Source organism: Chitinophaga japonensis, from assembly GCF_007830125.1.
In the GTDB taxonomy this organism is placed as follows: domain Bacteria; phylum Bacteroidota; class Bacteroidia; order Chitinophagales; family Chitinophagaceae; genus Chitinophaga; species Chitinophaga japonensis.
Genome location: NZ_VLLG01000002.1, coordinates 525535 through 539774, shown reverse-complemented (window position 1 = coordinate 539774; position 14240 = coordinate 525535). Strand labels below are relative to the sequence as shown.

At 55.1% G+C, this 14240-nt stretch carries 12 protein-coding genes; 9 read left to right on the top strand and 3 right to left on the bottom strand.

The features are described from left to right. The first annotated feature begins 49 nt into the window (after positions 1 to 49). The 3 genes from dnaB (at position 50) to LX66_RS02070 (ending at position 3896) form a co-directional block, all read left to right on the top strand. Positions 50 to 1630, top strand: a complete 1581-nt coding sequence (dnaB, locus tag LX66_RS02080; RefSeq protein ID WP_145710235.1) for a replicative DNA helicase — start codon at positions 50 to 52, stop codon at positions 1628 to 1630. A gap of 90 nt (positions 1631 to 1720) precedes the next feature. Continuing rightward, positions 1721 to 3052 carry an MATE family efflux transporter gene (locus LX66_RS02075; protein ID WP_145710234.1) on the top strand — a complete coding sequence of 444 codons (1332 nt, stop codon included), beginning with the start codon at positions 1721 to 1723 and terminating at the stop codon, positions 3050 to 3052. A gap of 133 nt (positions 3053 to 3185) precedes the next feature. Then, positions 3186 to 3896 (top strand): RsmE family RNA methyltransferase, encoded by a 711-nt coding sequence (locus LX66_RS02070; protein WP_145710233.1) that lies wholly within the window; start codon positions 3186 to 3188, stop codon positions 3894 to 3896. A gap of 16 nt (positions 3897 to 3912) precedes the next feature. Here the strand turns inward: LX66_RS02070 and LX66_RS02065 are convergent, their stop codons facing one another. Next, positions 3913 to 4680 (bottom strand): TerC family protein, encoded by a 768-nt coding sequence (locus LX66_RS02065; RefSeq protein ID WP_145710232.1) that lies wholly within the window; start codon positions 4678 to 4680, stop codon positions 3913 to 3915. A 7-nt stretch (positions 4681 to 4687) separates the two neighbouring features. Then, positions 4688 to 5716 carry a quinone-dependent dihydroorotate dehydrogenase gene (locus LX66_RS02060; protein WP_145710231.1) on the bottom strand — a complete coding sequence of 343 codons (1029 nt, stop codon included), beginning with the start codon at positions 5714 to 5716 and terminating at the stop codon, positions 4688 to 4690. 140 nt (positions 5717 to 5856) lie between these two features. Here LX66_RS02060 and LX66_RS02055 point away from each other — a divergent pair, with 140 nt between their 5' ends. Further along, positions 5857 to 8499, top strand: a complete 2643-nt coding sequence (locus LX66_RS02055; RefSeq protein WP_145710230.1) for a TonB-dependent receptor — start codon at positions 5857 to 5859, stop codon at positions 8497 to 8499. Between the two features lie 12 nt (positions 8500 to 8511). Next, positions 8512 to 9381 (top strand): DUF4249 domain-containing protein, encoded by an 870-nt coding sequence (locus LX66_RS02050; protein WP_145710229.1) that lies wholly within the window; start codon positions 8512 to 8514, stop codon positions 9379 to 9381. Between the two features lie 2 nt (positions 9382 to 9383). On the opposite strand, the gene LX66_RS02045 is transcribed toward LX66_RS02050, so the two are convergent. Next, the gene (locus tag LX66_RS02045) at positions 9384 to 9635 is read right to left on the bottom strand and encodes a hypothetical protein (RefSeq protein WP_145710228.1); all 252 of its coding nucleotides are present in this window, start codon (positions 9633 to 9635) and stop codon (positions 9384 to 9386) included. A gap of 540 nt (positions 9636 to 10175) precedes the next feature. On the opposite strand from LX66_RS02045, the gene LX66_RS02040 reads away from it, so the two are divergent. Genes LX66_RS02040 through LX66_RS02025 form a run of 4 tightly spaced genes read left to right on the top strand, consistent with a single transcriptional unit; the run spans position 10176 to position 13981 of the window. Next, complete coding sequence (locus LX66_RS02040; protein WP_145710227.1) at positions 10176 to 11018, top strand: heme/hemin ABC transporter substrate-binding protein; 843 nt, start codon at positions 10176 to 10178, stop codon at positions 11016 to 11018. Positions 11019 to 11034: 16 nt separating this feature from the next. Continuing rightward, on the top strand, positions 11035 to 12099 hold the full coding sequence (locus tag LX66_RS02035; RefSeq protein ID WP_145710226.1) for a FecCD family ABC transporter permease: 1065 nt from the start codon (positions 11035 to 11037) through the stop codon (positions 12097 to 12099). Beyond that, positions 12099 to 12944, top strand: coding sequence for a heme ABC transporter ATP-binding protein (locus tag LX66_RS02030; RefSeq protein ID WP_145710225.1), 846 nt, complete (start codon positions 12099 to 12101; stop codon positions 12942 to 12944). Before LX66_RS02035 ends, LX66_RS02030 begins: the two co-directional genes overlap by 1 nt. Positions 12945 to 12949: 5 nt before the next feature. Next, on the top strand, positions 12950 to 13981 hold the full coding sequence (locus LX66_RS02025) for a hemin-degrading factor (protein ID WP_158642507.1): 1032 nt from the start codon (positions 12950 to 12952) through the stop codon (positions 13979 to 13981). The last annotated feature ends 259 nt before the right edge of the window (positions 13982 to 14240 follow it).

Below are 14240 nucleotides of genomic sequence, written 5' to 3'. Positions count from 1 at the left end.
CCATGACAGTAATCGATTTCATTCATTTTTTTTAATTCATTGAACATAAATGGATCTCAATCTAAAGAAAGACCGTAATAATGTACGTAGAAAGCCGTCCATTGATGTGTCCTCCATGGTGTACGGAAAAATCCCTCCCCAGTCCAGGGATATGGAAGAAGCGGTATTGGGCGCCATTATGCTGGAAAAAGGGGCTTTTGACACGGTAATCGAGATCCTGAAGCCGGAGTGCTTTTACGTGGAAGCCCATCAGCGGATATTCGCCTCCATGCAGCGCTTAGCCGCCAAATCCATGCCGGTGGACATTCTCACCGTGGTGGAGGAACTGAAGTCCTCCGCAGAGCTGGACATGATCGGGGGCCCCTTTTATGTAACCCGCCTTACCAACACCGTTGTATCTTCCGCCAATATTGAAGCGCATGCGCGCATTATCCTGCAGAAGTTCATCCAGCGGGAGCTGATCCGCATTTCCGGGGAGATACTGAGCGAGGCTTACGAGGATACAGCCGATGTATTTGACCTGCTGGACGGGGCGGAATCCAAGCTGTTCGAGATCACCAACAACCACCTGCGGAAGAACTATGACTCCATAGACCGGGTGCTGGTGAACACCATGAAACGTATCGAGGACCTGCGCAACAAGGGCGACGATATTACCGGGGTGCCTTCCGGCTTCCCCTCGCTGGACAAGGTGACCTATGGCTGGCAGCCTACGGACCTTATCATTCTGGCCGCCCGTCCATCCGTGGGTAAAACAGCCTTCGCGCTGAACCTGGCGCGTAATGCGGCGCTGCACCCCCGCTTTCCCAAAGGCGCGGCCATCTTCTCCCTGGAAATGTCGTCCGGGCAGATCGTACAGCGTATCCTGTCCGCCGAGTCGGAGATAAAGCTGGAAAAGATCGCCCGCGGCAAGCTGGAAGAGTATGAGATGAAGAAGCTGATGACGCATGGTATAGAACGCCTGGCCAAAGCGCCCATCTTTATAGACGATACCCCGGCGCTCAACATCTTTGAGTTGCGCGCCAAATGCCGCCGCCTGGTGCACAACCACGGCGTAGGCGTTATCATCATAGACTACCTGCAGTTGATGAGCGGCGGCGGCGAAGGCCGTAACAGCAACCGTGAGCAGGAGATCAGTAAAATATCCCGCGACCTGAAGGGCCTGGCCAAGGAGCTGCATGTACCGGTGATCGCCCTTTCCCAGTTGAGCCGTGACGTGGAAAAGCGGAAGGACGGGAACAAGATGCCCCAGTTGAGCGACCTGCGCGAATCCGGCGCCATTGAGCAGGATGCGGACATGGTATGCTTCCTGTACCGCCCCGAGTACTACGAGATCACCACCAATGAAATGGGTGAATCCAACAAGGGCGAGACCCACGTGCGTATAGCCAAGCACCGTAACGGCCAGTTGGACACCATCAAGCTGCGCGCTGTACTGGAGTTCCAGCGTTTTGAGGACGACGGCAGCCTGGAAGGCGGCGGTGGCTTCAGCGGCGGCGGTGGCCCCAGTCCGTTTGCCGGCATGCGCCCGCAGGGCGGCGGCGACGAGGCCAAGCTGTACATCCAGAAAGGGTCCAAGATGAACGATATGGACTTTGAGGATGAAGGGCTGGAAGACGCTCCGTTCTAATTTAAATGGAGAAAGAAGAAGGGAAAAAGGAGAAAGGGGCATATCTTTTCTCCTTTTTCCCTTCTTCTTTCTCCCTCTTCTTTCTTCGTTATGCTTAACAGATACAAACCGTATTATAAAGACAATTTCCGTTTAGCCTATCCTGTAGTGATCTCCCAATTGGGGCATACCCTGGTAGGCCTGTCGGACAGCATTGTGATCGGCCATACCGGGGAGGTGCCGCTGGCGGCCGTATCCCTGGGCAATAGCATCTTCACGGTGTTCATGGTTACCGGCATCGGTATGTCTTACGGGCTTACGCCGCTGATAGCGCAGGAAAACGGGCGGGGTAACCGCGCCTATTGCGGGTGCCTGCTGAGCCAGAGCCTGCTGATCAACCTGGTGACCGGCCTGCTGCTCTGCGCGGTGATCATTACCGGCAGCTACTACATCCATTTGCTGGACCAGCCGCCCGCCGTGGCGGCGCAGGCACGGCCTTTCCTGCAGTTCCTGGGCATTTCCTTCCTGCCGCTGATGGTATACCTTTCCTTTAAGCAGTTTGCAGAAGGGCTGGGATTTACCCGGCAGGCCATGAACATCAGCATTGTAGGCAACGTGATCAATGTGCTGCTGGGCATTACCCTGGTGTACGGCCTGTTTGGCCTGCCGCGTATGGGCGTGATCGGGGTAGGCATTGCCACGCTTACGGACCGGTTGCTGATGGGGGCCAGCATGGCGCTGTACGTGCTGCGGGCGCGCCGTTTCAAGCCCTACCTGCAGCAATTTCATTTCAGGGACGTGTCCCGCGCCACTATCCGCAAAATACTGGGCATTGGCACGCCGGTGGCCCTGCAGTATATTTTCGAGGTCAGCGCCTTCAGCGGAGCGGTGGTGATGGTGGGCTGGATAGGCGCCCGGGAGCTGGCGGCCCACCAGATCGCCATCAGCCTGGCTACGATGACCTATATGATGGCCAGCGGCGTATCGGCCGCAGCGGGCATTAAAAGCGGCAACCACCTGGGCGCCGGCCAGTTCCGGGAGCTGCGCTTGTCCGCCATTGCCAGCTACCACATGGTGCTGGTGCTGATGGGCGCTGCCGCGCTGGTGTTTATGCTGGGCAACACCCTGTTGCCCCGCCTGTACATACAGGAGCCGGCGGTGATCGCCATTGCCAGCCACCTGCTGATCATCGCCGCTTTTTTCCAGTTGTTTGACGGTACGCAGGTCGTGGGGCTGGGCATTCTGCGGGGTATGGGCGATGTAAAGGTGCCCACTATTATTACCCTGCTGGCTTACTGGGGCCTGGGCCTGCCGGTGGGCTACCTGCTGGGTATCTACTTGGGTTACGGCATACAGGGCATCTGGTGGGGACTGTTACTGGGGTTGCTGGTGGCATCGGTGCTGTTATTCGTTCGGTTTCAGGTTAAAACAAAAAAATTATAATTAATAATTAATAATCGCTATGCAATGTTTTATGAAGGCAATCATGTCCGACCGGAACTACAAATACTGCAATGTTATGTTGAAACCCCGCTTTATTATTACTAATTCTTAATTTTTAATCATTAATTGTGTTATGGAACTGCCTGTTTTCTATGCGAAGGCACTAATGCCGGGGGAGGATACTTACACGATGGATGAAGCTACCTCCAAATACTGCATACAGGTGCTGCGCCGGGAAAAGGGGCAGCCCGTACTGCTCACCAATGGCCGGGGGCAGCAGTTCACCGCCGCTATTCTGGACGACAACCGGAAGAAGTGCATGGTGCAGGTAAGCGGCCATACCACTGTTCCCCCGCCGGCGCCGGCATTACGTATAGCCATTTCATTTACCAAGAATGCTTCGCGTATAGAATGGTTCCTGGAAAAGGCTACGGAAATAGGTGTGCAATCCATCATCCCCCTGCTGACCCGGCGCACGGAAAAGGAAAAGTTCAAAACAGAAAGGCTGGAGAATATACTGGTGGCCGCCATGCTGCAATCGCAACAGTCCTGGCTGCCGGAGCTGGCTGCGCCCCTTACTTTTGAAGCGCTGGTGCAGGAAAGCGCTGTGCCCCAGCAGTTCATTGCCCATTGCCAGCCGGAGCAGAAAACGCCCTTACAGCAGGCCATGCAGCCCGGCAGGGATACGCTGATATTAATAGGTCCGGAGGGGGATTTTACACCGGAGGAAATAAGCCTGGCCCTGGAACGGGGCTTTCAGCCGGTATCCCTGGGTAATACCCGGTTGCGTACGGAAACAGCGGGCGTGGTGGCTTGTGTGCTGATGAATGCGGTGAATGGGTGAATGCCACACGTTAATCTCACTCCTCCGGTTTCGGTTCCCGCAGTTCTACCGGCGGCGCGGACTTTTTCCGTATGGCCATGTTCAGCAGCTCCACACCAAAAGAAAAGGCCATGGCAAAATAGGCGTAGTTCTTCAGGTGCAGCTCATGGGCCTTTTCCGCATTCCAGCCTTCGATGATCAGGATGCCGCCTACCATTACCAGGAAGGAAAGGGCCAGCATTTTCAGCGTGGGATGTTTATGAATAAAGTTACTGATGCGGGGCGCGAACAGGAACATGACGATCATGGCGATGACTACGGCGATGATCATGATGGGCACGTGCTTGGCCAGTCCCACCGCTGTAATAATACTGTCAAATGAGAATACCAGGTCTATCAGTATGATCTGGCCTACCACGTTCAGGAGGGTAGCCCCAGCCTTGGCCTTGCCCTTTGCATTCACCTCTTCCTCGCCTTCCAGCTTGTGGTGGATCTCCATAGTGGTTTTTACCAGCAGGAACAGCCCGCCTCCCAGCATGATAAGATCGCGGAGGCTGAAACCATGGCTGCCAATGTGAAAGAGCGGATTTACCGCCCTTACGATATAACCGATAAACAACAACAGGGTAACGCGGACGGCTATACCGGTGATCATCCAGATGCGGCGGGCCTGCAGCCGCTTGTGCGCCGGCAGCCGGTTCATAACGATAGAAACGAAAATAACGTTGTCAATGCCAAGCACTACTTCCAGTACCACCAGCGTCAGCAGGCTGATGAGCGATTCAGTTGTTAACAAGTATTCCATAGTAATTTTATTTATCAGCTAAACCTGTGCAGATATTTTTCACAATAGCCGGCCCCTCATATATAAAACCGGTATATACCTGTACCAATACCGCGCCGGCCGCCAGTTTCTCCCTGGCGTCGTCTGCAGTAAAGATGCCGCCCGCCGCAATAATGGGAATTTTTTTCCCGGAACGTTCATATATATACCGGATCACGGCAGTGGCTTTGTCCTTTACCGGCAGCCCGCTCAGGCCGCCTGCACTCATGGCGGTTACCTCTTCCGCCGGGGTTTGCAGCCCTTCGCGGCTGATGGTGGTATTGGTAGCTACAATGCCGGCCAGGCCGGTTTCCTGCACAATTTCTATGATATCGTCCAGTTGCTCATGGCTAAGGTCCGGCGCTATTTTCAGCAGGATGGGTTTGGGCCTGCTTTTCTGGGTATTCAGCAACTGCAGGTGGTGCAGCAGTTGCTTGAGCGGCTCTTTTTCCTGCAACGCCCGCAGGTTGGGAGTATTGGGTGAGCTGACGTTTACCACGAAATAATCCACTACGTCAAACAGGGCGTGAAAGCATTTTTCATAATCGCTCACCGCTTCTTCGTTCGGGGTTTGTTTGTTCTTCCCGATGTTGCCGCCGATGATAATACCGGACCGGCGTTTTTGCAGTCTTTTGGCCGCTGCTTTGGCGCCTTCGTTATTAAAGCCCATGCGGTTGATCAGCGCCTTGTCCGCCGGCAGGCGGAACAGGCGGGGCTGCTCATTGCCGGGCTGCGGCAGGGGGGTAACGGTGCCGATCTCCACGAAGCCAAATCCCAGCGCCGCCAGTTCATCGGTGTACTTTGCATCTTTATCAAAACCGGCCGCCAGCCCTACAGGATTGCGGAAGCGAAGCCCCCACAGCTCCCTTTCCAGGCCTTTGCCCTTAGGAGCCCAGCAGGCCCGGATCAGCTTCTTGCCCAGGGGCAGCCCGTGCAGCAGCTTCAGCCCACGCATAACGGCATGGTGAATATTTTCCGGCGGAAAGCAGAATAGTAATTTCTTGATAAGATGGTACATGTGCGCTGCAAATATAATAAATGTGATGATGTATAGCGGCACACTGGCACATCACGACTTTATTCCTATTTTTGAGCCTGAAATAGAAATGTGCTGCCCGTCTGAACCGTTTGATCATCAAAAAAATGTGCTGATAATCTATGTCGTTTACCGGAAAGCTGCTGCTGGGAATGCTGCTTGGCCTCCCTCTGCAGGTGCTGGGCTGGGACTGGCATACCAAGGTGACTGTTATCCTAAGGGATCAACCCCTGCTGGCCGCCTGCCAGTTGCTGGAAGAGCAATATGGCATCCATTTTTCGTATAGCCGTGACGTAGTGAACCTTTCCCACCGTGTTACCATCAAAGCCCGTAACAAATCCCTGAAAAAGGTAATAGCGGCCTTAATGGACCCCTATGATATTGCATATGAGCGTATCGGCAACCAGATCGTATTAACAATGAGACCTACGCCTCTGCGTACCATCAGCGGCTATGCGGAAGATGCCCGTACCGGTGAAAAGCTGATAGGGGCCACCGTCTACTGCCCGGCGCAGCAGGCCGGCACCGTTACCAACCAGTACGGCTTTTACAGCCTTACCCTGAAGAAGGACACCAGCAGTCTGCTGGCGTCTTACGTGGGATATACGCCGCAGCGCTACCCGCTGCCGGCATCCGGGGACCGGCATATTACCATGGCCCTGCAGCCCCGCAACAGCCTGCAGGAAATAGTGATCACCGAGCATATGCAGCCTCATTTACAGGAGCAGACCCAGATGAGCAAGGTAAATATCGCCGTATCAGAGGTAAGGGCCATGCCCAAACTGCTGGGCGAGGCGGACGTAGTAAGGACCATCCAGAGCCTGCCCGGCGTTACCGGCGGCTCCGAAGGTACCGGCGGCATGAGCGTGCGCGGTGGCAGCCCGGACCAGAACCTGGTACTGCTGGACGGTACGCCGGTATTTAATTCCTCCCACGTGTTCGGCATTTTTTCTGTGTTTAACCCGGATATTGTAAAGAACGCGGACCTGTACAAGGGCGCTTTCCCGGCCCGCTATGGCGGCCGCTTGTCCTCCATCGTGGATATTTCCATGAAAGACGGGGATATGAAGGCTTTCCACGGGGATGTTTCCATCAGCACCATTGCCGCCAAATTTATGGTGGAAGGGCCACTCTGGAAAGACAAGACCTCTTTCATTATATCGGGCCGCCGCTCTTACCTGGATATCCTGGCAAAGCCGCTGATAGGCGAGGCGTTTGGTGACGGAGAGAACGGCGACCTGTTTGCTTTTTTTTACGATGTGAATGTCCGGATCAATCATATCTTTTCCCCGAAGGACCGCATTTACCTGAGCGCTTTTGGCGGGGAGGACGCCGTGAGCCTGAAACAGGAATATGATTATGAAGACGCCACGCCGCCGGTGCAGAAGCAGTACCGGGAAAACAGCAAGTTCAAGCTGGGATGGGGCAACCTTACCGGCACGCTGCGCTGGAACCATGTGTTCAACCAGCAACTGTTCTCCAATGTTACGTTCAATTACTCCCAGTACTTCTTCCTTACGCAGTACAATTACCACTATGAGGCGCTCAACATTGATGAAAGGTCTGACCTGTACGGGAGGTACCATTCCCGCGTGCAGGCGGCAGTGGGCAAGATCGATTTTGACTACCGTCCCCGGCCGGACCATGCTATAAAGTTCGGCCTGGGCTCCACGACGCATATTTTCAAACCGGGAACGTATTATTTCGAGGATCACTCCGATGCGCAGTCGCCCCCGGACACCTCTTATAACAACTTCAATACGGTAGGCGTGGAAATGGTGATGTACGGGGAGGACGACTGGCAACTGACCAAAAACCTGCATGTGAATACCGGCCTGCATGCTGCGGGCTTCCTGGTGGAGAACCGCTTCTACCTGTCCATACAGCCGCGCCTGGGCCTGCGCTACCTGCTGCCGGGAAACTGGGCCCTGAAGCTGGCCTACACCCATATGAGCCAGCCCCTGCACCTGCTTTCCAACAATACCACTACCCTGCCTACAGACCTCTGGGTGCCTTCTACCCGGCGGGTAAAGCCCATGCTGTCCAAACAGGTGACCCTGGGTGTTGCCAAAACCACCCCGGATAACCAGTACGAGTTCTCGCTGGAGGGGTACTACAAAAACATGAATAACGTGATCGAGTATACGGAGGAGGCCAACATCTTTACCGCCGCCGGGGAAAAGTGGGATGAGCAGGTGATCATCGGCAAGGGGCGCAGCTATGGGGCGGAACTGCTGATGGAGAAAAAGCAGGGCAAAACCCGCGGGTGGATAGGATATACCCTGGCCTGGTCTACCCGCCGGTTTGCGGAGGTGAATGAGGGGCGCACCTTTCCCTACAAGTATGACCCCCGGCATACCATAGAGCTGGTGTTTGTGCAGCATCTGGGCAAGCGCTGGGAGCTTTCTGCCAACTGGCAGTTTGCCACCGGTATGCCGCTTACGCTGCCGGTAGCTTCCCATGAGGGTATTACGGAGCCTTCGCCTTACGACCCGGACCAGGAGCCGCCGCCCCGGGTGGATGTATTGGGGCCGCGCAACAGCTTCCGGGCGGCCAGCACCCACCGGCTGGATATTGGCATTACCTACACCAAAAAGAAAAAGCACTGGACCAAAAGCTGGAATTTCAGCCTGTTCAATGCCTATAACCAGCAGAACCCGTTCTATTACTATGTAAGAACAGATCATGAAGAGCAGGAGAGAAAGCTGGCGCAGGTAACGCTGCTGCCGATCATGCCCAGCATTACTTATGCCGTGCGTTTTTAAAATGAATGAGCTATGCGCGCAATTATCGTTTGTACGTTAACGTTGTTGATGCTGTCCGTGGCCTGCCGGCAGGACGCCGACCTGCACTTACCCTATGAGGGCGACAGGATCGTAGTGAATACCTTTATCCAGGCAGACAGCCCGGTGTATATCCGGGTAACCCGCAGTGAGCCGGTGGCCGTGCTGGACGACCTGCAGTTTGACGAGTTGCCGGATGCACAGGTGGCATTGCTGGAAAACGGGGCGCCGTTTGCACCGCTGCACTGGCAGCAGATAAACGGGCGGGGATATTTTGTATCGGAACTGCCTGCCAGGCCGGGGCAACGTTATACCGTTACCGCAACGGCAACAGGGCTGACGCCGGTGAGCGGATCGGACAGCCTGCCCGCGGAGCCGGTGGTGCATAGCCTGAGCGCCCTGCGAACGGCCAACAGCATCCGCTTTATCCTGGAAGACCCGGCAGCGGCAACCAATTATTACCGTATCCGCCTGTATAAGGCAGACAGTGTGGATGGCGTTATACAACCCTACCAGAAAATAGATTTCCGGCTGGACCCTGCTTACAATAATAACTTCGCGGATATTGTCAGCGATTCCTACTACAAGGATGTGGTGATCCATGATGAGCGGATCGCGGGAAAGGAGGTGCTGCTGGTGCTGCAAACCCAGCAGCAGGTCAACTATGATTATGTTGTGGCGGAAGTGGCCGGGCTATCGGAAAGTGGCTACAGGTACCTGCAAAGTCTTAACAACCAGGTGGAGAACGGGCAGGATAGCACCAATATACTGGGACAACCGATAAAAGTGTATACCAATATTGAGAACGGCTATGGCATTGTGGCCGGCCTGCACGCCCGCCGGATCCATTGCCGGGTACGGTAGCCTTATTTACCGGTGTGATACCGGTTCATCACCTCGTTGATCTTGCAGGAGAATTTAACGCATTCTGTAATGATCACTGCTTCCAGCTCTTTGTACCCGGCTGATTCCAGGTGGTAGATCTGCGGGTACACCTCTTCAATTATTTTTTTGGTGGCGGCGATCAGGCCGTCCTGCATATTCACCAATTGTTGTTGCTCGTACATTGCTTCCTGGTAAAGTGGCGATAGGGGGTCCAGAATTTCATCCCAGTCCATAAGATACAGTTTAAGTTGATAGATGCATAGAAATAAGAAGTAGGGGGTAGGATGTAGGACGTAGGAAAGTGTTCCGCTGTGATCATCCTATTTTCTACATCTTACTTCCTACTTCGTGCCTCATATCTTTAAGAACAATCCGAAGGCGGTTTGGTTCATCGGAATGTTTTTCTTTTTGCGTAAATACCCCGGTTTAAATTCCCGATTTGATCAATGTTTTACATTTGCGTGACGTAGCTTTGTTGTACTCCTTTACTCCGCCGATATAATATGAAGTAAGATATCAGAAGTATGAGGTAGGATGATCTTAGCGAAACACTCTCCTGCGTCTTTACTTCCTGCTTCATATTTCATACTTCATTCTTCCTGTTTTCCCGTGGTCCGGTACATTGTACAGGACGCGGTATATTTTCCCCATAAAATGCTTGCCGGAGCATGGCGGAGTAAAGTGCTCTGGTGGGTGGTGGTTGGCCTGAACCCCGGGTAGGGTCAACCATTCATTCTATAACTTATATACATAGCTCAAACAACTAATTACTTATGCAACTTAAAAGGCTACGGCCCACCATTATACTATTTGCTGCCTGCCTGCTGCTGAGCACTGCTGCTGCTGCCCGTGAGGGGTACCAGCGCATCGTTTCCCTGAACGGCACCATTACGGAAATTATCTGCGCGCTCGGGTTTGAGCAGCAACTGGCAGGAGTAGATGTGACCAGCACCTATCCCGCTACCGTACAAAAGCTGCCCAAAGTGGGCCATAACCGCAACATCTCTGCAGAGCCCGTACTGGCCTTGCGCCCGGACCTGATCCTGGCTACCGCCAATTTCCTCCCGCCTGCTGTGATCGATCAATTCAAGCACACGGGTGTCAAAACCGTGGTGCTGGAGCAGGAATATTCCGTGGAGGGCACTAAAAAGCTGATCCTGGAGGTGGCCGCCGCGCTGCAGGCGCCTGGTAAAGGAGAAGCCCTGTGCCGGCAACTGGACAAAGAGCGGCAGGCGCTGCACATTGTACAGCAGTCCAAAAAGGTATTATTTATCTACGCGCGCGGCGCCGGCACCATGATGGTAGCCGGCAGGGAAACCCCGCTGGACAGGATCATTACGCTGGCCGGCGCGCACAATGCCGCCACCGGTTTCAGGGATTTCAAGCTGCTGACCCCGGAAGCCCTGGTGGCCGCCAACCCGGATGTAATACTGCTGTTTGACACCGGCCTGCAAAGCCTGGGTGGTGTGAACGGTTTGCTGAAAGTGCCCGGCATCCCGCAAACCACGGCCGGCAAAAAACAGAAGGTAGTGACCATGGACGGGCAATTGTTGTCCGGTTTCGGGCCGCGGCTGATCCAGGCCATCCGGGAATTATCGGAAAAGATCAACGCCTGAGGGGAGGACCGTTTACATGAAGAAGCGTGTACAAGGGATCAGCAGCATTAGCCTGCTGGGCATCTTATTGCTGCTGGTGATCATTATTGCCACCGGCACCGGGGCCATGCAGATGTCGCCCCTGCAGGTGATCGCCATTTTACTGGAGCAGGCCGGCATCCGGTTGCCGGTGGCGTACCCGGAGCAGATGATCGCGGTATTGTGGGTCATTCGCCTGCCGAGGGTGATACTGGCCGTATTGATAGGCGCGGGCCTGGGCATAGCGGGCGCCTCCCTGCAGGGCCTTTTCCGGAACCCGCTGGCAGATCCTGCACTGATAGGCGTCAGCGCCGGTGCGTCGGTCACGGCAGCTATCATGATCGTGCTGCAGCCCTGGCTGTTTGCAGTACATGCAGGGCAGTCCGCCGGTATATGGCAAAGCTATGCGCATAACCTGGTCACTTTTGCCGGCGCTATCGTAACGGTGTGGATCGTTTTTCGTATATCCATTTACGGTAACAGGGCCATTGTAGCCGTCATGCTGCTGGGAGGCATTGCCATCAATGCGCTGTGCGGCGCTTTTACCGGCCTGATGACCTATGTGGCGGACAACGAGCAATTGCGCAGTATCACTTTCTGGACGCTGGGCAGCCTGGGAGGCGCCAGTTGGCAAACGGTCGCCGCCGTGCTGCCTTTTGTGCTGGTGCCGCTGCTGCTGCTGCCACGGATGGCGCCTGCGCTGAACGTGTTTGCCCTGGGCGAGCGGGAAGCCATGCACAGCGGGGTGAAGGTGAGCACGCTGAAAACACAGTTGATCATCTACTCCACCATGGCCGTAGCAGCCGGCGTGGCTGTGGCAGGCATCATCGGTTTTATAGGCCTGGTAGTGCCGCATATGATACGGCAGCTCACCGGCCCGGATCACCGGGTACTGCTTCCCTGCGCCGCCCTGGCAGGTGCGGTGCTGCTAACCGTGGCTGACCTGCTGAGCCGCACCATGATAGCGCCGGCGGAGCTGCCGGTGGGTATCATTACCGCTATTGCCGGCGCGCCGGTGTTCATCTGGCTGATATTAAAAGAGAAAAGAACAATGACCATATAATGCTGCTTGTAAAAAATGTATCGCTGACATTGGGCCGGTCCCGCATACTGGAGCAGGTGCATGTGCATGCCCGGCCGGGGGAGCTGTGCGTGCTGATGGGCGCTAACGGCGCCGGGAAGTCCACCCTGCTGCGCACCATTGCCGGCGAGTATATGCACTACCAGGGCAGCATTGCGCTGAACGGGCGCGAGCTGCACGCTATTCCGGCGGCGGAGCAGGCCAGGCAGCGGGCAGTGCTGTCGCAGCACCTGGCCCTGCAGTTGCCCTTTACAGCGGCGGAAGTGGCCGGTATGGGGCGTTATGTATACCGGGGGGAGGCAGGTGCGCAGGACAAAGCCATTGTTACCTATGCCCTGCGCCTGCTGCAGGTGTACGACCTGAAAGACCGGGCCTACACCACGCTGTCCGGCGGGCAGCAACAACGGGTGCAGATGGCGCGGGTGCTGGCCCAGTTGCTGGAAGCGCCGGACCTGCATGCTACTGATTATACCGGGCGGAAAATGCTGCTGCTGGACGAGCCGGTAACGGGAATGGATATACTCCACCAGCAATTGTCCCTGCAACTGGCGGCGCAACTGGCCCGGCGGGGAGTGCTGGTGCTGGCCGTGCTGCATGATTTCCAGTTGGCCGCTGCTTATGCACAGCGCATCATCATGTTGCAGCAGGGCCGCGTACAGGCGCAGGGGCCGGTGGACGAGGTGCTGACCGCTGCGCATATCCGGGACTGTTTCGGCGTGGAAGTGTCTGTGCTGCATCACCCGCTTTGCGCCTATCCCATGGTGGTGACCAACACCGCCGCTACCTTATTTTCATCATCTGCCGATAAGGCAATAAAAGTATGTTAAACAACATGAGCACAACAACTACATCCCACCTGAGAGAACAGTGGATGGCCTTCCGGCAGCAACATCCGAAAACACGTATCCGGGACGCCGCGCATACCCTGCAGGTAAGCGAAGGCCAGTTGATAGCCGCCTGCACCGGTCCGCGGGTGATACACCTGCGGCACGATTTTCCCGCATTGCTGCAGCGGATGCCGGCGCTGGGAAAGGTAATGGTGCTGACCCGTAACGAAAGCTGCGTGATAGAGCGGAAAGGCATATTTGAAGACGTACGCGTGGAAAGCCGGCATGTAGGCGTAGTGGTAGGTAAGGATATTGACCTGCGCATGTTCTTCTCCAAATGGACATATGGTTTTGCCGTGCAGGACGATGCCGCGCTGGGATTTAAAAGGAGCCTGCAGGTATTTGACGGGCAGGGCCATGCCGTGATCAAGATATACGCCCTGGCAGCAACCGTGCTGTCAGCCTGGGAACAATTGGTGCAGGACTTTACCGCAGCTACGCAACCGGACAACATCGCCCTGCTGCCGGCTGCTCCCGCTCCCGTATACGCGGAGCAGGTGGACGGGCGGGCCTTCCTGCAGGAATGGGCCGCGCTGCAGGATACGCACGATTTCTTTCCCATGCTGAAGCGCTATGATGTATCGCGCATACAGGCGCTGGAAATAGCGGAAGGGAAATTTGCCCGCCGCGTGGGCAACGACTGCGTAAAAACATTGTTGGAACAGGCGGCTGACACCGGGCTGGAGATCATGGTATTTGTCAGCAACCATGGCAACATTGAAATACATACCGGCCCGGTACACAACATACTGGAGATACCAGGCTGGATCAATGTTATGGACCCGGACTTTAACCTGCACCTGAAAACGGATGCTATTGCGCAATGCTGGGTAGTGGAAAAGCCATCCGCAGACGGCACCGTTACCTCCGTAGAGGTATTTGATGCCCGGCAGGAAATGATCGTGCAGTTCTTCGGCAAGCGCAAGCCGGGACACCCCGAGCTGCAGGCATGGAGGGAGTTGGTGGGAAGAATGTAAAATGTTAAATGCCAAATTTAAAATGTAAAAGTTTCCGCCGACTTTTATATTTAGCATTTTACACTTGAAATTTTACATTTTCTTTCCCTTTAGCGTAAATTCTTTTCCTGATTGGAGCATGCTGCATACGTACTACTGTCTATTTTTGTAATGCCACTCTCCGCCGGCATTTTTCATTAATAAATCTATTTAGCACTACATAGCTATTGCTATGCTATGAAAACCAATCTGCCAGGCCCGCTGTGCCGGCCGTAATGGC